We start from the raw sequence: 18,891 nt of genomic DNA on the forward strand, positions 1-18,891 counted from the left end.
GGCGCGGGGTCGGCGCCCGGGGTCGGGCTGCCGAGGGGTGCCGTCGGGACGGCAGGGACGACGTCGGTCACGGGACCGTTCTCCTTCGGTGGTGGCCCCGTCCCGCGCGCGGCGCGGGACGGGGCGGGGTGCGGACGGGCGTGGTCAGCCCTTCACGGCGCCGGTGAGGCCCCCGACGATGCGCCGCTCGAACAGCGAGAAGAAGACGAGCGCGGGGATCATCGACAGGGAGGTGAAGGCGAGCACGCGGGCGGTGTCCACGGAGTACTGCGACGCGAACGCCTGCACGCCCAGCGGGAGCGTGTACGACGTCTCGTCGTTGAGGATGAAGAGCGGGAGCATGTAGCTGTTCCAGCTCGCGACGAACGCGAGGATCCCCACGGTGATGACGCCCGGCAGGGACAGCGGCACGACCATCCGGAAGAAGAAGCCGAGGCGGCTCGCGCCGTCGATCGACGCGGCCTCCTCGATCTCGCGCGGGATGGCGCGCAGGAACGGCACGAGGATGATGACGGTCGTCGGGAGGGCGAACGCGATCTGCGGGAGCACGAGGCCGCCCACGGAGTTCATCAGCCCGAGCGAGCGGATCATGATGTACAGCGGCGTGATCGCGACCGTCATGGGGAACATCAGGCCCGCCGCGAACAGCGCGTAGAGCGCCCCGCGCCCCACGAACGAGTAGCGGGCGATGACGTAGCTCGCCATGAGGCCGAGCACCACGACGCCGAGCGTCGTGAGGAGCGCCGCGACGAGCGAGTTCCCGAGCTGCTGCCAGAACAGCGAGCTCGACAGGACCTCGACGTAGTTGACGACCTGCCACGGGTCGGGCAGGCCCGACGGGTCGGCCGTGATCTGCGCGTTGGTGCGGAACCCGCCGACGACGATGTACGCGATCGGCGCGAGGCACACGCCCACGAGCAGCCACGCGACCACGTAGGTCAGCGGGCCGCCCCGGCCGATGCCGGAGCCGCGGGGCTCCTTCGGGGTCTTGACGCCGGCGGGACGCTCGGGCGCGGGTACGGCGGTGACGGTGGCCATCACTTCTTCCCTTCCGTGATCGCGCCCTCGGTGTCACGGCGCAGGACGTACCGCTGGTACACGAGCGCCACCGCGAGGGAGATGAGGAACAGCACGACCGCGACCGCGCTGCCGTACCCGTAGTTCCCCGCGTTGCGGCCGTTCGCGACCATGTAGGTCGCCATGGTCGACGTGCCCGCCGTCGAGGCCACGTACTGGCCCCAGATGATGTAGACGAGGTCGAACAGCTGGAGCGAGCCGATGATCGACAGGAACGCCCAGATGCGAACCGTCGGGCCCAGCAGCGGGAGCGTGACGTAACGCTGCGCCTTCCAGTAGGACGCGCCGTCGATCGCGGCGGCCTCGCCCAGCTCGTCGGGGATGCCCTGGAGGCCCGCGAGGAAGAGGATCACGGCGAAGCCGATGTACTTCCACGTGATGATGAGCAGCAGGGTCCAGATCGCGACGTCCGGGTCGGCGAGCCAGTCGACCGAGAGGAACCCGAGGCCGATCTTCTCCAGCAGGTCGTTCACGGCGCCGGTCGTCGAGAGCATGAGGCTGAACCCCGTGCCGACGATCACCTCGGACACCACGTACGGCACGAACACCAGCACGCGGACCACCGAGCGGCCGCGCATGCGCCGGTTGAGCATGAGCGCGACGACCACCGCGACCGGGCCCTGGAGCACGAGCGACATGAGCACGATGAACCCGTTGTGCCGCAGCGCCGCGAGGAACTCGGGGTCCCGGAAGATCGTGAGGTAGTTCTCGAACCCCACGAAGTCCGTCGGCGGGCCGAAGCCCTTCCACTTGAAGAAGCCGTAGTACGCCGCCATCAGCACGGGCACGATGACGAACGTGAGGAAGACGACGAGCGCCGGCCCGGCGAGCACCGCGATCTCGGCTCGCTGGCCCCAGCGGCCGCGGCGCGGGCGGCGGGCCCGCGCCGCGGCGGCCGGGGGTGGCCCCGCCACGGCGCCGGCGCCGCCCCCGGCCCGGTCCTCGGGCGTCGTCGTGCTCGGCGAGGTCTCGCCCTGGGACACGGTCATGGCTCCGGTTACTCCTTGGCCGCTGCGGCGTTCGTCGTGTCGACGATGTCCTGCGGCGTGCCCTTGCCGGCGAGCAGGTTGACCACGGAGGTGTTGAGCGCGTTGCCGACGTTCTGCCCGAACAGCGTGTCCAGCCAGACGGTGACGTACGGCGCCTCGTTGTAGGCCTCGAGGATCGAGACGAGCGCGGGCTCCGTCACGACGCCCTGCGCCTCCTTGCTCGCGGGCAGGGTGTGGAACGCGGTGGCGTACGCCTCCTGCGACTCCTTCGACATGATGAAGTTGAGGAACTCCGCGCACTCGGCGGGGGCCTGGGCCGAGCAGGAGAACCCGTCGACGCCGCCCATCATGGCGCCGGGCTCGCCGTCGCCGCCCTCGACGGCCGGGAACGGGAACCACTGCAGGTCCGCGAGCGGCTTCTCGTCCGGCGTGAGCGACGCGATGACGCCGGGGTTCCACGCGCCCATGAGCTCCATCGCGGCCTGGTGGTTGGCGATGAGGCCCGCGGACGAGCCCGCGCCCTGCTGCGCGGAGGTCGTGAGGTAGCCCTGGTTGAAGGGCTCCGTCTCGGCGAACGCCTGGAGGTCCTCGCCGGCCTTGAGCCAGCACGGGTCGTCGAAGCTGCGCTCGCTCGCCGCCGTGTTGATGGTGTCCTGCGAGCACTCGCGCAGGGCGAAGAAGTAGTACCAGTGCGCGGCCGGCCACGCGTCCTTCGCGCCGAGCGCGATCGGCGCGACGCCCGCGGTCTTGAGCTGGTCGACGACGCCCTCGAGCTCGCTGATCGTCGTCGGGTTCGCCGTCACGCCGGCCTGCTCGAACAGGTCCTCGCTGTAGTAGACGCCGCCCGGGAGGATCGAGACCGGCATCCCGTAGACCTTGCCGTCGACCGTGAAGGCGCTGAGCGCCGCGTCGCCCACGGCCTCGCGCGTGGTGTCGTCGATCGCGTCGGTGAGGTCCATCGCCTGGCCCGCCTCCACGACGTCGGCCAGCTTGCCGCCGCCGCGCGCCATGAAGATATCGGGCGCGTCGCCCGAGTTGAGGGCCGTCTGGAGCTTGCCGTCCATGTCCTCGTTCTGGATGGCCTGGATCTCGATCGTGACGCCGGGGTTCGCCTCCTCGAACGCCGCGACCGTCTCCTCCCAGTAGGCCTTGCCCTCACCGGTCGTGGAGTTGTGCCAGAAGGTCATCGAGACCGAGCCGTCGTCCGAGCCGGAGTCGCCTCCGCCTCCGCAGGCCGTGAGCACGAGCGTGCCCGCCAGGGCGACGGCGGTCGCCGTCAGGAGCTTCCGAGACTTCATCGTTCCGTCCTCTTCGTCGAGTCGCACCGGGGCGCACGCTGCCTCGAGCGCGCCGGGCCGCCACCGCTGTGGGGCCGCCGGTAGCGACTCTGGCAGGCGCGGCCGGGTCGTGTCAATCGATATCGATAACGTTTTACACACGACGTGGCGCGGGCCTCCGGACGACCTCGCCAGCGGCTACTGTCATCCCCATGCGCTCCACGGGAAGAGTCACGATCGGCGACGTCGCGCGCACCGCCGGCGTCTCCGTCGCGACCGTCTCCAAGGTGATCAACGGTCGCTACGGCGTCGCGCCCGAGACCTCCCGCCACGTCCAGCAGGTCATCGACGACCTCGGGTACGAGTCGTCGATCGTCGCGAGGAGCCTGCGGAGCAGCAAGACCAACGTCATCGGGATCCTCGTCGCCGAGTTCGAGCCGTTCTCGACCGAGCTGCTCAAGGGCATCTCCGAGGCCGTCGACGGGACCGGGTACGAGCTCCTCGCCTACTCCGGGGGCCTGCGCCGCGACGACCGCGTCGGCTGGGAGCAGCGCTCCCTGTCCCGCCTCGGCGGCACCCTCATCGACGGCGCCATCCTCGTCACGCCCACCGTCGTCGCGCGCGGCAGCTCGATCCCCGTCGTCGCCGTCGACCCGCACCGCGGCCCGTCCGACCCCCCGACCGTCGACTCCGACAACCTCGCCGGCGGCCGCACCGCGACGCAGCACCTCCTCGACCTCGGCCACCGCCGCATCGGCTTCCTCGCCGGCCGCCCCGACCTCGAGTCCGCGCGCCTGCGCGAGCAGGGGTACCGCGAGGCGCTCGCCGACGCGGGCATCGCCTTCGACCCCGACCTCGTGCGCGTCGGCGGCTACCGCCCCGACCTCGCGGACTCCCCCGCGCACGAGCTGCTCTCGCTCCCCGAGCGACCCACCGCGATCTTCGCCGCCAACGACCTCTCCGCGATCCGCACCATGGAGGTCGCCGCCGAGCTCGGCCTGCGCGTGCCCGACGACGTCTCCGTCATCGGCTTCGACAACGTGCCCGAGTCCGCGCTCACCACCCCGCCCCTGACGACCGTCGACCAGCCCATCCACCGCATGGGCACCGAGGCCCTGCGCCTCATCGTCGACCTCGTCGAGGGCCGGACGCGCGACCCCCACGTCCGCCTCCCCACGACCCTCGTCGTCCGCGGCACCACCCGCGCCGTCTGACCCATCGGCCCGCAGGACGACGCCGCCGTCGCGGGCCAGAGCCGTGGCCCCGCGAGGTAGAGCCGAGGTCGCGCGAGGTAGAGCCCTGGTCGGCCGAGGTAGAGCCGAGGTCCCGCCGAGGTAGATCCGTGGTCCCACGGGGTAGAGCCCTGGTCGGCCGAGGTAGAGCCGCGGTGCCTCGGCGTAGAGCCGAGGTCACGCCCGGCGCCGCGGGCTCGCCGCAGCGTCCAGGCTGACCGTGCCCGACGTCGGCCGGGCACCCGGGGCGGCCAGGTCGCCCGTCGGGACCGGGGGCGGGCCGACCAGGCCATCCCGGCAGAGCGAGCAGGCGGTTCCGGCTCGTCCGTCGGCCAGGACGCGCCCGATCCACCTGCTCGGCACGACGGCGGTCGGTCCGCGCCCGGCGACCGTGGCGCCGCCGCGGGAGGTCGCCCGCGCGGTTCTCGCCTGCGAGAACACGAAAGGCGGGGCGACCCCCGCCGTCGGCCCGGCGACCACGGCTCTACCTCGCGGGACCACGGCTCTACCTCGCGGGACCACGGCTCTACCCCGCGGGACCACGGCTCTACCCCGCGGGACCACGGGTCGACCTCGCGGGTCACGGCTCTACCCCGGTGGGGTGGCGGTGTTGGAATCCTGGGGGCCTCGGCGCCGTTATGTCACCAGTACCACTGTCGACAGACCTTGAGGAGGTCAGGTGGCCCGCCTCGCACGCCGCGTCCAGGTCGAGAACGACTTCGGCGAGATCATGCACTACGACCGTCACACCGGCGGCGGCTTCGTGTCGCCCCACGCCCGCGTCCCCGAGTCCGTGCCCGTCGGGTGGGGCACCTACGTCGAGAAGGGCGCCGTGGTGGGCCACGGCTGCCGGCTCGGCGACGGCACCTGGATCGACCGGGACGTCGTCCTCGGCCGTGACGTCCGCGTCGGCGACAACGTCCGCATCGCCCCCGAGGCGCGCGTCGGCGACCGTGCCCGGGTGGGCAGCGGCGCGCGCGTCGGGCGCCGGGTGCTCGTGGAGGCCGGCGCCGTCGTCCCGCCGGACGAGATCGTGCCCGACGACGCGACCGTCCGCCGCCGGGGCGGCCTGCGCTCCGGGTACGACGTCGCGGCGTAGCCCCACCCCCCGGCCGCCGCGCGGCGCGACCTCCCCCGGCCCCCGCGCGGCGCGCCGGGCGGACGCCTTCCCGCGTCGCCCACCGGGTGCGTAGCCTTACCGCCCGTGACCTTCCCGCCGCACGGCCCGGCCGTCCCCCCGCCCCAGCAGCCACCGCACCCGCTGGGCCCGGCGGGTGCCGCCGTCCCGCTCGACCCGCGTGCCGTGCTCGAGGGCCGGCCGCCGGGCCGCGCGCGCGTCGGCGTCATCGTGACGATCGCCGTCGCGAGCCTGTGCCTGCTCGTGGGCCTCGTGCTCGCGGCGCTGTCCGGGGTGGGCACGTTCACGGTCGGGCTGCTGCTCGCGCTCGTGCCGCTGGGCATCTGGGTGCCGGTCGTGCTCGCGCTCGACCGCCTCGAGCCCGAGCCGCCGAGCGCGCTCGTCGTCGCGTTCCTGTGGGGCGCGGGGATCGCGACGCTCGTCGCGGGGATCCTCAACACGCTCGGCCTGGAGCTGCTCACCGCGCCCCTGTTCGGCGAGGAGGTCGGCTGGTACGTCGTCGCGTCGTTCGGGGCGCCGTTCGTGGAGGAGATCCTCAAGGGCGCGGTGCTGTTCGGGATGCTCTGGTTCCGGCGCCACGAGATAGACGGCTGGACCGACGGCGTGATCTACGCCGCGATGGTCGCGCTCGGCTTCGCGGCGGTCGAGAACGTCACGTACTTCATCATGGCCGCGCAGGACGGCACGCTCGGCCCGACGTTCGTGCTGCGCGCGATCGTCACCCCCCTGCTGCACCCGCTGTGCACGGCGCTCACGGGCCTCGGCGTCGCGAGCGCGGCCACGAGCCCGCCCGGGCCGCGCCGCGTGCTCGCGCCGCTCGGCGGTCTCGCCGCGGCCATCGCCCTGCACATGCTGTGGAACGCCTCGACCGGCTTCGGCCCGCTCGCGCTCGGGGTCGCGTACCTCGCCGGGCTCGGGGTGCTGGTCACGCTGGTCGTCCTGCTCGTCCGGGACCGACGCCGCACGGTCGCGACGATCCAGCGCCAGCTCGTGCCGTACGTCCCGACGGGCCTCGTCACGCCCGCCGACCTCGCGATGCTGTCGACGCTCGCCGCGCGCCGCCAGGCGCGCGACTGGGCGCGCCGCACCGGTGGCGCGGGGGCCGCGCACGCGATGCGCGACTACCAGCAGGCGGCGACGGAGCTCGCGCTGCTCCACGACCGGGTCGAGCGCGGCGCCGTCGAGGCGTGGCGCGTCGAGGGGCAGCGGCGCGCGCTGCTGCAGCTCATGCTCACGGCGCGCCAGGCGTTCCTCGTCCGGGCCCCGCAGCCGCCGCCGGCCCCGTGGTCGCCGGGTGCGCCGTCGGGGTTCACGTCCGGCGCGTGGGCGCCGGGACCGGGCCTGCGGTAGCGGGCCGCTCGCCGCGTCGCGGGGGCGTGCGGATGACGAGCACCGCGTCGACGGGTGCCCCGTCGAGCGCCCGGTAGGAGTGCTCGGCGTCCGACACCCAGCGCAGCTCGTCGCCCACGGTCACCACGGCCTCCGCGCCACGACGCCCCGCGCGCACACGACCGGACGTCACGAGCAGGTGCTCGACGACGCCCGGCCCGTGCGGCGGCGACGTGCGGTCCGCGGAGGGCTCGAGGTGCAGGTGGTAGACCTCGACGGCGGTGCCGTCGGGCAGGTGGTGGGCGTCGAGGAGGCGGGCCCGGACGCCCTCCGACGACACCTCCGACCCCGGCCGCTCGGCGAGGAGCGTCGCGAGCGGGACGCCGAGCGCCCCGGCGAGCGCGTAGAGCGTCGCGAGCGTGGGGTTGCGCGCGCCGTGCTCGATCTCGGAGAGCGAGCCCTTCCCGACGCCCGCCGCCGCCGCGAGCGCCGACAGCGACAGCCCCCGCTCGGCCCGCAGCGCCCGGATCTGGGCGGCGACGGCGGCGAGCGTCTCGTCCCCGCGGCGGCCCGACGACGCAGGAGCACCACCGCCCGGGTCGTCGCCCGACCCTGCGCTCGCCCCCGCGCTCGCTCCTGCGCCCGCTCCCGTGCCCGCCTGCGCTCCCCCGTCGCTCACGCGCGGCAGCCTACCGGCCGTGACTCAGGCCACTCTGGTAGCGTTCCGCAAACAGAACGGCTCGGCACGTCCGCTGGAGCAGCATGGAACCCGACCCGGAGCGCCTGCGCCCCGTCCTCGCCGGGCTCGTCACGGCCCTCGTCGGCTTCACGAGCTCGTTCGCCGTCGTGCTCGCCGGCCTGCGCGCCGTCGGCGCGACGCCCGATCAGGCCGCGTCCGGGCTCCTCGCCCTGTGCGTGACGCAGGCCGTCGGCATCCTCTGGCTGACGACGCGCCACCGCACCCCGCTCACGCTCGCCTGGTCCACGCCCGGGGCCGCGCTGCTCGTCAGCACGGGCGCGGTCGCGGGGGGCTGGCCCGCCGCGGTCGGCGCGTTCTGCGTCGTCGGCGGGCTCGTGCTGCTCACCGCGCTCTGGCCGCGCCTCGGCGACCTCGTCGCCGCGATCCCCACCCCGATCGCCCAGGCGATGCTCGCGGGCGTGCTGCTCACGCTGTGCCTCGCGCCCGTCCGGGCGTTCGTCACGACGCCGCTGCTCGTGGCGCCCGTCGTGCTCACGTGGCTCGTGCTGCTGCGGCTCGCGCCGCGCTGGGCCGCGCCGGCGGCGCTCGCGGTCACGCTCGCGATCGTCGGGTACGAGGCCGTGGGGAGCGGCACCCTCGCCTGGGCCGACGCCGTCCCCCGCCTCGACCTCACCGTCCCGACGCTGTCGTGGCAGGCGGTCGTCGGGCTCGCCGTGCCGCTCTACGTGGTGACGATGGCGTCGCAGAACGTCCCCGGCGTCGCGGTCATGGCCTCGTTCGGCTACCGCGTACCGTGGCGCGAGACCATGACCGTCACCGGCCTCGCGACGCTCGCGGGCGCCACCGCCGGCGGGCACGCGATCAACCTCGCGGCGATCTCCGCCGCGCTCGCCGCGGGCCCCGAGGCGCACCCCGACCCCCGACGGCGCTGGGTCGCCGCCCACACCGCGGGCTGGGCCTACCTGGTGCTCGCCGTCGGCTCGGCCGGCCTCGCCGCGCTGGTCGCGGCCGCGCCGGCCGGGCTCGTCGAGGCGGCCGCCGGGCTCGCGCTCGTCGGGACGCTCGGGGCCGCCGTCGCGGGGGCGGTCGCCGAGCCGCGGGGCCGCGAGGCAGCCGTCGTGACGTTCCTCGTCGCCGCGAGCGGGACGGTCGTCGCGGGCATCGGCGCCGCGTTCTGGGCCGTGCTCGCGGGCCTCGCCGTCCACGCGGTCCTCACGCTGCGCCGTCGGGCACCCACCCCGGGGCAGAGCCCCGGTAGCGCGAGGTAGAGCCCTGGTAGCGCGAGGTAGAGGCGTGGTCGTGACCACGCCTCTACCTCGGCGGACCGGAGCTCTACCTCGGCGGACCGGGGCTCTACCCCGGCGGACCGGGGCTCTACCTCGGCGGGACGACGGCGGGCTCGGGCTCGTCCGTCGGGTGCGGCCCGAGGACGGGCAGGTTGTCGCGGAAGACGTTCGTCGGGTCCACGCGGCGCTTGACCTCGCGCAGCCGCTCCAGGGTCGCGGGCGGGAAGGCGTCCGTCACGCGCTCGGTGCGCAGGTCGGTGTCGAAGCTGAGGTACATCCCGTCGAACACGTCGGCGAGCGCGTCCCACCGCGCGTCGAGACGGGACCGGCTCGCCCCCATCGCGACGACCGAGAAGTTCGCGGACCGGTGCGCGTACGCGGTCGCGTCGGCGGGGACGTCCGACGCCGCACCGCCCGTCGAGCGGATCTGGAAGAAGTACGTGTCCCCGCTCGCGACGAGGCCCGCGAGACGCGCCGACGCCTCCGGCGTGAGGTGCTCCAGCAGCCCGGACCGCGACACGGGCTCGCCCTGCCCCCCGTGCGGGCCGGGCGGGGGCGCCGAGACGACGGCGTCGTACGGCACGATCTGCGCCGTCGCCCGGGCGAGCAGCGGGGAGATCGCCGCGAACGGCTGGAGCCGCGCGAGGACGGTGTCCGGGTCGTCGGAGTCGACCATCGTCATGGACTGCGCGACGAGGGGCTGCCCGGGTCGCGGCCGCCCCACGATGAGGAAGCTCGTCGTGTCCCGCGGCGAGGCCTCCACCGTGGCGCCCCAGCGCTCGAGGAACCCGGCGAGGTCCGACGCGTCGTGCACCATCTGCGCGAACCCCACCGCGGACACTTCGTCCGCGACGAGCTCGAACGACGTGACGATCCCGACCTGCGCCCCGGCGCCGCGCACGGCCCAGAACAGGTCGGTGTTCTCGTCGTCGCTCGCGCGCACGACCGAGCCGTCCGCGAGGACGACCTCGACCGCGCGCACGTGGTCGATCGTCAGGCCGTGCGCCCGGCCGAGGAAGCCGATGCCGCCCGCGGTCGCGAGACCGCCCACCCCGACGCCGCCGGAGTCGCCCGACGTGATCGCCCAGCCGCGCGGCGCGAGCGCCGCCGCGACGCCGCCCCACCGCGCGCCGGGGCCGACGCGCACGAGGCGCGCGGCGTCGTCGAGCACCTCCACCTGGTCGAGCGCGGCGAGGTCGAGGACGATGCCGCCGTCGTTCGTCGAGCGCCCGCTGATCCCGTGCCCGCCAGAGCGGACGGACAGCGGCACCCGGCGCGTCACCGGCTGGGCGCGCGCGAAGGCGAGCGCCTCGACGACCTCCGCGGTGTCGCGCGGGCGCAGCACGAGGCCCGGCGAGCCGCCGCGCAGGTAGTTCGAGCGCACGCCCGCGTACGCGGCGTCGCCCGGCTCGACGGCGCGCTCCGCGAGCGAGGCGGGGACGTCGTCGTAGGCGATGCCGTCGCGACGCGCGGACCGCACGGCGAGCGGCACGACGCGCGACGTGTCGGTACCCCGCTCCGCGCGCGCGGCGTCGACGGCGTCGCGCAGCGCGGGCGCGACATCGTCCGCGAACCGGCGGGTGGTGCGCTCGTCGTCGGTCGCGAGGACCAGCGTGGAGACGCCCTCGTCGAGGACGAGCGGCAGGAGCCGCTCGACCCAGGCCTCGGGCGGCCCGGAGAGGTCGGGGGCGCCCCCGAGGCCGGACGCTCCCGGGTCCGACTCGAACGTGCCCGACACGTTGAGCAGCCGCGTCACCTCGCGCGGGTCGCGCCCGACGGCGGCCGCCGCCTCGTCGATGCGCGCGTTGCCCGCGCGCAGCCCGTCGAGGCCCACGCGGCCCAGCGACGGGAGCCAGCCGTCGGCCTTCTCCCCCACGAGACGCAGCATCCGGGGGCCGAGCGCGCCCAGCCACAGCGGGATGCGGCGTGTGGTGCCCGGGCCGGGCGTCGCGCCGTCGAGCCGGTGGTGCCGGCCGGGGACGAACAGCTCGCCGTCGCCGTCCTCGCCCCAGATCGCACGGATCACCTCGATCGCCTCGGCGAGCGCGTCGACGGACTCCCCCGGCGTGAGCCGACGCGTGCCCATCGCCTCCATCGCGTCCCAGAAGGCCCCCGCCCCGAGGGCGAGCTCGACGCGCCCGTCGGAGAGCAGGTCGAGGCTCGCCGCCGCGCGCGCCAGGACGGCGGGCGGGCGCATCGGGACGTTGACGACGTCGGGCGCGACGTGGATGCGCTCCGTCGCGGACGCGACGTACGACAGCAGCGTCCACGTGTCGAGGAAGCGCGGCTGGTACGGGTGGTCCTGGAACGTCACGAGGTCGTAGCCGGCGTCCTCCGCGACGCGCGCGAGCCCGACCGTCGCCTCCGGGTCCTGCGCCGACGGCGTGACGAACGTGCCGAACCGGAGCGGGTGGCCGTAGTCGGTCATGCGCGGGCCCCGCCGTCGGTCGGTGCGACCGGTGCCGGGCCGTCGGCCGTGCCGCGCGCCGCCGCGACGAGCTCGCGCGCGGCGGGCGCGACCTCCTGGCCCACGACGGCGAGCGTCGTCGGGTCGTCGCCGCCGACGATCCACGTGGACACGCCGTGCTCGAGCGTCACCTCGGCGACCTGCTCGGCCCACTGCCGGGGCGACCCCTGGAGGAACCCGGCACCGCCGTCGGCGGTGAACCGGCCGCCGACGTTGAGCAGACGGCGCACCGCACTCGGGTCGCGGCCCGCCTCCTGGGCGGCGGCGTCGATCGTCGCGTTGCCCTGCGCGAGCGCCTCGAAGCTCTGCAGGTACGCGAGCGACGGGAGCCAGCCGTCGGCCTGCGCGCCGACGAGGCGCAGCATGCGGGGCTTGAGCGCCCCGACCCAGATCTCGACGTCGTGCGCGGGGGCGGGGCCCCGCTTGGCGCCGTCGACGTGGTGGTACGTGCCGCCCACCTCCAGGCGCTCGCGCGTCGTCGTGTCCCACAGCCCGCGGATGACGTCGATGCCCTCGGAGAGCGCGTCGACGGACTGCCCCGGCGTGAGGCGCTCGCCGCCCATCGCGACGATCGGGTCCCAGAACCCGCCCGCGCCGAGGCCGAGCTCGACGCGCCCGCCCGAGAGCCGGTCGAGGCTCGCGACGGCGCGCGCCAGCACGGCCGGCGGGCGCAGCGGCAGGTTGAGCACGTTGCCCGCGAGGCGGATGCGCTCGGTGCGCGCCGCGACCCACGACAGCAGGGTCCAGGTGTCGAGGAACGCCGCCTGGTACGGGTGGTCCTGGAAGGTCACGAGGTCCAGGCCGACCTCCTCGGACAGCTGCGCGAGCGCGACCGCCTGCTGGGGCGCCGCGGCGGTGGGCGTGACGAAGGACCCGAAGCGCAGGTCGTGGCCGTAGTCGGGCATGGCTCCTCGCGATCTCAAGATACGTTGTTGAGCAGAACATATCGAGAACAGATAGGTGGTGCAACCGCATTCCCGCGGTACCCTGAGCGGATGAGCACGAGCGCGACGACCGCCGCACCCACCGGCCCGGCCGAGCTCCCCGGCCGCCTCGAGGACCTCGGCTGGCACCTCGGCGTCCTGCTGCGCGCCTACCGCGCGACCGTCGAGCAGGCGCTCGACGACGTCCCGCACGGCACGCGCGGCTACCAGGTCCTCGTGACCGTCGCGCAGGGCGACCACCCCACGCAGCTCGCGCTCGCCGAGCACCACGGCATCGACCGCACCGTCATGACGTACCTCGTCGACGACCTCGTCGCGTCCGGCCTCGTCGAGCGACAGCAGAACCCGGCCGACCGGCGCGCGCGCCGCGTCGTCGCGACGCCCGAGGGCCGCCGTCGTCTCGCCGGGTGGGCCGCCGCCGTGCACGACGCCGAGGAGGAGCTCCTCGACATGCTCTCGCCCGACGAGCGCGGCACCTTCCGCACCCTCATGCGCCGCGTCGCGTGCGACCTCCGGGACATCGACGCCAGCACCGACCCGTGCGCCGTCGCCGAGCACACCCTCCGCGGCACCACCACCCCGCCCAGGTAGAGGCAGGGTCCGCCGAGGTAGAGCCAGGGTCGGCCGAGGTAGAGCCAGGGTCAGCCGAGGTAGAGCCAGGGTCAGCCGAGGTAGAGCCAGGGTCAGCCGAGGTAGAGCCAGGGTCAGCCGAGGTAGAGCCGTGGTGCGCCTCGCGCGCGACCACGGCTCTACCTCGCGCGACCGGGGCTCTACCTCGCGCGACTCCGGCTCTACCTCGCGGGGCGGGGGGCTACCGCGGGAGGGGGTCCGCGGCGGTCGGTGACGCGTCGGCGTCGGCGAGGGCGGCGTCGGTGCCCTCGGGGTCCCGACCGCGCAGCGGGTAGAGCCAGAAGCACACGAAGGCCAGGGCGGCGATGAGGACGGGGACGCCGCCGAGCAGGAGGCGCACGCCCGTCGCGACGCCGTCCGACTGCACGACGTCGCCCGTGCCCTCGACGTACCCGCTCGCGGAGAGCACGGCCGCGACCAGGACGGCCTGCACGATCACGGACCCGCGCACGACGAACCCGTTCGCCCCGAAGTACATGCCCTCGCGGCGCAGGCCGGTGCGGCGCTCGTCGTCGTCGATGACCTGCGCGAGCGCGACCTCGAGCACCTGCATGAGGCCGGCCACGCCGACGCCGACGGCGAGGCCCGCGAGCGCGGCGCCGAGCACGGTGGTCGGCACGAGGTAGAGGCACGTCGCGAGCCCGTACACGGCGACGACCCACAGCATCGTGGAGCGCGGGCCGATGCGGCGCACGACCCACGACCACCCGACGATCGCCGGGATGGCGGCGACGAAGATCGGCGCGAGGAGGAACGTCGCGTCGGCCTCCGCCCCGCCGAGCACGTAGCGCACGTAGAACGGCACGGCGGCGAGCACGATCGCGGTGGTGCTCTGCAGCAGCAGCGACCCGAGCACGTAGGTGACGAACGCCCGGTTCGCGAACGTGTAGCGCAGCTGGGCGCCGAGCCCGACGGCGGCCTCGCGCTCGCGCACCGCCGCGACGTCGACGGGGCGCTCGACCATGCCGACGAGGGACCACGCGAAGAACCCGAGGCTCACGACGGCGAGGAGCAGCGCCATCCACGTCCACCCGAGCGTCCCGTACAGCAGCGGGGCGCCGGCGGTGCCGAGGATCATGCCGACGAGGCCGAAGATCTGGCGCGGCGCGTTCCCGCGGGCGCGCTCCGCCGTCGTGCGGAAGATCTCGGGGAACAGCGCGGAGACGTTGAGCACGACGACGACGTACGCGACGTCGTACACGGCGACGACGACGAGGAACCACACGACGAGCCCGGTGGGGCTCAGCGCGGGCGGCGTCCACACGAGCGCGAACGCGACGACGAGCGGCACGACGCCGAGCCCGATCCACGGCACGCGACGGCCCCAGCGGGTGCGCCGCCGGTCGGAGGCCGCGCCGACGAGCGGGTTGAGCACCGCGTTGAGGACGCCGTGCGCGACCATCGCGCCCGCGACCCAGCCGGCGGGCACGCCGAGGTGGTCGACGTAGAAGTAGACGACGAACGCGGAGAACGTCTGGAGCAGCAGGTTCGCGGGGAACGCGGACGCGCCGTAGGCGACGGTCTGCGCGCGCGTGGCCGCGCCCACCAGGCGGCGGTCCCGCACGCGGGCCAGCAGCCCTCCGCTCGGCACCGTGCCCGATGGCGTCCCGGACGGCGCGCTCATCGCTCGCCCCGCTGGACCGCGCGCAGGTCGCGCCAGCCGACGCGGACGAGGCCCTCCTCGGCGACCACGGCCGCGACGGCCGGGTCGGCGAGGAGGCGGTGCTCGAACCCGCGCTTCGGCGCGGAGTAGTCGGCGACGTCGCCGAGCTCGTCGTCGTCGAGCATGGGGTGCAGGTAGATCTCGGTGACGCCGGCCGGCACGCGGCGCAGCAGGTCGAGGAAGCCGTCGCGGACGTCCTCGTAGGCCTCTGCGTCGTCCGTGCCCTCGCCCGCGAGCTCGAACGGGTGCGTCCACAGGCGGTCGACGAGCACGACGCCGAGCGCGTCGGCCGCCGCGGTCGCCTCGTCGAGGAGCGGCTGGAAGTCGCCGGGCGGCAGGAGCATCCCGTCGGTCGTGCGCGGCAGGCGGAACGGCAGCCCGTGCCGGGCCGCGAGCTCGAACAACTGCGGCAGGAACGAGCGTCCCGTCTCGAGCCCGTAGACCGAGCCCATGTGGTTGTCCAGGTGCGAGACGTCGACCCCGGCGGCGAGCGCGGCGTCGAGCTGCGCCGCGAGCTCGGCCGCGACGTCCTCGGCACGTGCTTTCTGCTCGACGGCGCGGACGTCGCGCGGGAAGTACCCCGCGGCGTCGACGAGCGACGTCCCCGTCCCCGTGAGAGGCCGCCACCGGTAGCGCGTCCACTCGCTCGTGAGCACGAGGTGGACGCCGACGTCGACGGGGTGGGCCGCGGCGAACGCGAGCGCGTCCGGCGCCCAGCCGCACGGCACCATGACGGTCGCGGAGTCGAGGTGCCCCGCGAGGAGCAGCTCCGAGATCGCGCGGTTCGCGGCCCGGCACATGCCGTAGTCGTCGGCGTTGAGGATCACGGCGCGCGCGTCGTCCGCGAGGCCCAGCCGGGACACCAGGTCCGACGGCGGGCCGCCCGGGTCGGTCACGACGCGGCCTCCGCGCGCTCGTCGCCGGCGACCTCGCCCTCGACCGGCGCGGAGTGGGCCGCGGCGGCGCGGAACACCTCGTCGCGCAGCGCGTCGCTCGCGGACCGGGCCGCACCCACGACGACGGCGTCGCTCGTGAGCTCGGACGGGACGACCCGCACGGGCAGCACGGCCAGCTTCTCGCCGAGGAACCGCTGCACGCGCTCGGCGATCGGCGGGCGTGCGGCGTGGTTGGTGAGCACGAAGAGCTCCGGCTCGACGACGAGCGCGACCGCCGCCGCGACGACGCCGATGCGCTCCGCGACCTCGTCGAGCACGTCGCACGACGCGCCGTCACCGTGCTCGGCGCGGTCCACGAGGTCCTTGACGGCGATGTCGTCCGGGAGGCCGTTCTCCTTCGCGATGGCCGCGATCGACGACGCCCCGAGCGTCTCCGAGCCGAGCGACCGCCCCGGGTGCGGGAGGAAGGACACCTCGCCCGCACCGCCCGCCGCACCACGGTGGAGGCGACCGTCGAGGACGAGTCCGGCCCCGAAGCCGTCGCCGAGCCCCAGCACGACGAAGGTCCGGACCCCCGCCGCGACGCCGTCGCGCTGCTCCGCGAGCGCCGCGAGGTTGAGGTCGTTCTCGAGCGTCACCGGGCAGCCGAGCGCGTCGACGAGCGCGTCGTGGAGGTCCGTGCCGCCCTTCTCGAAGCCCGGCACCCGGCGGATCGTCGCGTGGTCCGGGCTGACGATCGACGGCACCGCCGCGACGGCGCGCGTCACCTCGACGCTCGCGCCCTCGGGCAGCCGGGCCTCGACGTCGGTCACGCACGCGCGGGCCAGCTCGGCGGCGGCGCGGGCGCGCGCCGTCGGGGTCGGCCTGACGTCGCGCCGCTCGGCGCGGGCACGGATCGCTCCCGTGACGTCGACGAGCGCGACCCGCACGCGGTCGCGCGCGACGTCGATCCCCAGCCCGAACGCGTAGTCCGGGTCGACCCGGTACAGCGTCGCGGCCGGGCCGCGACGGTCCCGGTCGAGCCCTGCCTCCGTGACGACGCCCGTCGCCTCGAGCGCGCGCAGGGTCTGCGCGACGGTCGTCTTCGACAGGCCGGTCGCCGCGACGACGTCGGGTCGGGCGACCTGCGCGCCGGTACCGAGGACGTCGAGCACGGCGCGCGCGTTGAGGGTGCGCAGGAGGGCGGGGGTTCCGGCGGGAGTGGTGTCCATCTGGTCTCCGTCGAGCAGTGGGTGGTCGAGCAGACATGTCCGGGCCGAGCAGGTAGGGCGGGAAGTTCCCTACCCGCCGGAGACTAACCGCGCTGCCTGTGGTTGTCGACGGCGGCCCCTCGCTCCCACCCTGTACCGTGACGTGGTGATCCGCCGAGCCCTCGCCCGCGCCTTCTGGGCGACCAGCCGGTGGCGGCTGCGCTCGCAGCCGTACGACACGAGCCGGCCCACGCTCCTCGTCGGCGCCCCGCACACGTCGAACTGGGACTTCGTGCTCATGCTCGCGATCGCGTGGAGCACCGGCATCCACGTGCGCTGGCTGGGCAAGCACACGCTGTTCGCCGGTCCCGCGGGCCCGGTCATGCGCGCGCTGGGCGGCATCCCCGTCGACCGGCGCGACCCGAGCCGGGTCGTGGCGGACGTCGTCGGCCGCCTCCAGGCGGGCGAGGTCTTCTCGCTCGTCGTCACGCCCGAGGGCACGCGCGGCGCCGGGTCGTACTGGAAGTCGGGGTTCTACCGGATCGCGCGCGAGGCGCACCTGCCGGTCACGCTCGGCTACGTGGACCGCACCACGATGACGACGGGCCTCGGCCCGTCGATCGACCTCACCGGTGACGTCCGCGCCGACATGGACGTCGTGCGTGCGTTCTACGCCGACAAGTCCGGCCTCCGGCCCGCGCTGCGCACCGAGCCGCGGCTGCGCGAGGAGGACGCGCCCGCCTGACGGGCCGCGACCCCGGCACGCGCTCTCGCGCGCGCCCCCACGCCCGGGTCCGTGGGTCGTCCGACGCCCTCGTTCTCGGACGCTCGTCCAGCTCGGGCCGCCGTCTCGTCCGGCGTCCCGGCGCCCTACGTAGTCCCCACACTTTTCACCCGCCGGACGGATGCCCGAGGCACGTCGCGAGGGGGTCGCGGACCCCGGTCCAGCCGCACGAAGACGCCCTCCGCAGGACGTCGCGTACGGGACATCCCGTACTCCGGAGCGGCCCTGCGTAGGCGTTGGAGCCTCGTCCTCCACCTGCTTACGGTCCCCCTCGTCACGGTCGACGGTGCGGGCTCCGCACGACGTCGGCCCTCCCCGACCTAGGAAGCGAGTCCCCCGATGAAGCGACTCCGCGCGGCGCTCCTCGCCGCCGTCGTGGGCGCGACCGCGATCATCGCCCCGATCGCGATCGCCCCCAGCGCCTCGGCGCACGGCTGGATCACCTCTCCCCCCAGCCGGCAGGACAACTGCGCGAAGGGCACCACGTCCTTCGACTGCGGTTCCATCAAGTACGAGCCGCAGTCCGTCGAGGCCCCCAAGGGCTCGATGAAGTGCTCCGGCGGCAGCGGCTACGCGATCCTCGACGACGCGAGCAAGCCCTGGCCCCGCACGACCACGGGCCGCGACGTGACGTTCCAGTGGAACCTCACGGCGAACCACGCCACGAGCGTGTGGGAGTACTTCGTCGACGGCCAGCTCTTCGCGACGTTCGACGGCGGCGGCGTCCAGCCCCCCAAGAACATCTCGCACACCCTCAACGGCCTGCCGCTCGGCAACCACACGATCCTCGCGCGCTGGAACGTGTCGAACACGGTCAACGCGTTCTACAACTGCGTGGACCTGACCGTCACGGCCGACGGCACCAACCCCGGCGGGGGCACGCCCGATCCGGGCACCCCGGGCGGCGGCACCCCCGGCGGCGGCACGCCGGGCACCTGCGCGGACCCGGCGTGGGCCGCGACGTCGACCTACACGGGCGGCGCGAAGGTCTCCTACGCGGGCAACGTGTACGAGGCGAAGTGGTGGACGCAGAACAACGTCCCGGGCTCCGAGGCATGGGGTCCGTGGAAGCTGATCGGCGCCTGCTGACCTGCTGAACCCCGCGACGGCGGGTGGTCTCGTCCGACGGGCGAGACCACCCGCCGTCGTGCGTCGCCGACCCGGCGACGAGGGCGCGCCCGGCGCGCGTACGCGGAAGCACGTACGGGCTTTGCCCAATTGTCCGGCTCTCCGCGCGTTTCGTAGCGTCGAGGTGCCCGATCCGAGAAGCGGCCCGCGAGGAAGCGCGC

General features: G+C 74.7%; 16 protein-coding genes. 7 read left to right on the forward strand and 9 right to left on the reverse strand.

Features of this window, described 5'->3' with window-relative positions; genetic code table 11:
• Positions 1 to 144: 144 nt before the first annotated feature.
• Genes HKK73_RS16460 through HKK73_RS16470 form a run of 3 tightly spaced genes read right to left on the reverse strand, consistent with a single transcriptional unit; the run spans position 145 to position 3,364 of the window.
• Positions 145 to 1,038, reverse strand: a complete 894-nt coding sequence (locus HKK73_RS16460) for a carbohydrate ABC transporter permease (protein ID WP_043657187.1) — start codon at positions 1,036 to 1,038, stop codon at positions 145 to 147.
• A complete protein-coding gene (locus HKK73_RS16465; RefSeq protein WP_108050371.1) occupies positions 1,038 to 2,066 on the reverse strand; it encodes a carbohydrate ABC transporter permease in 1,029 nt (342 codons plus the stop codon). Before HKK73_RS16465 ends, HKK73_RS16460 begins: the two co-directional genes overlap by 1 nt.
• Positions 2,067 to 2,074: 8 nt before the next feature.
• Positions 2,075 to 3,364, reverse strand: coding sequence for an ABC transporter substrate-binding protein (locus tag HKK73_RS16470; RefSeq protein WP_043660009.1), 1,290 nt, complete (start codon positions 3,362 to 3,364; stop codon positions 2,075 to 2,077).
• 191 nt (positions 3,365 to 3,555) lie between these two features.
• Here HKK73_RS16470 and HKK73_RS16475 point away from each other — a divergent pair, with 191 nt between their 5' ends.
• The 3 genes from HKK73_RS16475 to HKK73_RS16485 all read left to right on the forward strand — a co-directional run bounded on the left by HKK73_RS16475 (position 3,556) and on the right by HKK73_RS16485 (position 7,063).
• Entirely contained in the window at positions 3,556 to 4,557 is a 1,002-nt protein-coding gene (locus HKK73_RS16475) for a LacI family DNA-binding transcriptional regulator (protein WP_144679847.1), read from the forward strand.
• A 697-nt stretch (positions 4,558 to 5,254) separates the two neighbouring features.
• Entirely contained in the window at positions 5,255 to 5,674 is a 420-nt protein-coding gene (locus tag HKK73_RS16480; RefSeq protein WP_034652356.1) for a hypothetical protein, read from the forward strand.
• A gap of 105 nt (positions 5,675 to 5,779) precedes the next feature.
• Complete coding sequence (locus HKK73_RS16485) at positions 5,780 to 7,063, forward strand: PrsW family intramembrane metalloprotease (RefSeq protein ID WP_228485085.1); 1,284 nt, start codon at positions 5,780 to 5,782, stop codon at positions 7,061 to 7,063.
• Here the strand turns inward: HKK73_RS16485 and HKK73_RS16490 are convergent.
• Entirely contained in the window at positions 7,023 to 7,721 is a 699-nt protein-coding gene (locus tag HKK73_RS16490; protein WP_253705678.1) for a helix-turn-helix domain-containing protein, read from the reverse strand. The two genes, HKK73_RS16485 and HKK73_RS16490, sit on opposite strands and share 41 nt — an antisense overlap.
• Before the next feature lie 83 nt (positions 7,722 to 7,804).
• Between HKK73_RS16490 and HKK73_RS16495 the strand changes: the two genes are divergently transcribed.
• On the forward strand, positions 7,805 to 9,010 hold the full coding sequence (locus tag HKK73_RS16495; protein WP_137280800.1) for a benzoate/H(+) symporter BenE family transporter: 1,206 nt from the start codon (positions 7,805 to 7,807) through the stop codon (positions 9,008 to 9,010).
• A gap of 106 nt (positions 9,011 to 9,116) precedes the next feature.
• Here HKK73_RS16495 and HKK73_RS16500 read toward each other — a convergent pair whose 3' ends face one another.
• Both HKK73_RS16500 and HKK73_RS16505 read right to left on the reverse strand, forming a co-directional pair.
• Positions 9,117 to 11,456 carry an LLM class flavin-dependent oxidoreductase gene (locus tag HKK73_RS16500; RefSeq protein WP_171468421.1) on the reverse strand — a complete coding sequence of 780 codons (2,340 nt, stop codon included), beginning with the start codon at positions 11,454 to 11,456 and terminating at the stop codon, positions 9,117 to 9,119.
• Positions 11,453 to 12,400: an LLM class flavin-dependent oxidoreductase gene (locus HKK73_RS16505; protein ID WP_171468422.1), complete on the reverse strand. Its 948-nt coding sequence runs from the start codon at positions 12,398 to 12,400 to the stop codon at positions 11,453 to 11,455. Before HKK73_RS16505 ends, HKK73_RS16500 begins: the two co-directional genes overlap by 4 nt.
• A gap of 90 nt (positions 12,401 to 12,490) precedes the next feature.
• Here HKK73_RS16505 and HKK73_RS16510 point away from each other — a divergent pair, with 90 nt between their 5' ends.
• Positions 12,491 to 13,030, forward strand: coding sequence for a MarR family winged helix-turn-helix transcriptional regulator (locus HKK73_RS16510; protein ID WP_081895781.1), 540 nt, complete (start codon positions 12,491 to 12,493; stop codon positions 13,028 to 13,030).
• A 220-nt stretch (positions 13,031 to 13,250) separates the two neighbouring features.
• On the opposite strand, the gene HKK73_RS16515 is transcribed toward HKK73_RS16510, so the two are convergent.
• The 3 genes from HKK73_RS16515 to HKK73_RS16525 are packed head-to-tail and all read right to left on the reverse strand — an operon-like array spanning position 13,251 to position 16,839.
• Entirely contained in the window at positions 13,251 to 14,693 is a 1,443-nt protein-coding gene (locus HKK73_RS16515; RefSeq protein WP_171468423.1) for an MFS transporter, read from the reverse strand.
• Positions 14,690 to 15,628 (reverse strand): ChbG/HpnK family deacetylase, encoded by a 939-nt coding sequence (locus HKK73_RS16520; protein WP_253705679.1) that lies wholly within the window; start codon positions 15,626 to 15,628, stop codon positions 14,690 to 14,692. The genes HKK73_RS16515 and HKK73_RS16520 overlap by 4 nt, the downstream gene beginning before the upstream one ends.
• The gene (locus HKK73_RS16525) at positions 15,625 to 16,839 is read right to left on the reverse strand and encodes an ROK family transcriptional regulator (RefSeq protein ID WP_137280803.1); all 1,215 of its coding nucleotides are present in this window, start codon (positions 16,837 to 16,839) and stop codon (positions 15,625 to 15,627) included. Before HKK73_RS16525 ends, HKK73_RS16520 begins: the two co-directional genes overlap by 4 nt.
• A 142-nt stretch (positions 16,840 to 16,981) precedes the next feature.
• Here HKK73_RS16525 and HKK73_RS16530 point away from each other — a divergent pair, with 142 nt between their 5' ends.
• Together HKK73_RS16530 and HKK73_RS16535 are read left to right on the forward strand one after the other, a co-directional pair.
• A complete protein-coding gene (locus tag HKK73_RS16530; RefSeq protein ID WP_081895778.1) occupies positions 16,982 to 17,563 on the forward strand; it encodes a 1-acyl-sn-glycerol-3-phosphate acyltransferase in 582 nt (193 codons plus the stop codon).
• A 378-nt stretch (positions 17,564 to 17,941) separates the two neighbouring features.
• On the forward strand, positions 17,942 to 18,691 hold the full coding sequence (locus HKK73_RS16535; RefSeq protein ID WP_171468424.1) for a lytic polysaccharide monooxygenase: 750 nt from the start codon (positions 17,942 to 17,944) through the stop codon (positions 18,689 to 18,691).
• Positions 18,692 to 18,891 lie beyond the last annotated feature (200 nt).

The sequence above is a fragment of the Cellulosimicrobium sp. 72-3 genome (assembly GCF_013127315.1).
GTDB lineage: Bacteria > Actinomycetota > Actinomycetes > Actinomycetales > Cellulomonadaceae > Cellulosimicrobium > Cellulosimicrobium funkei.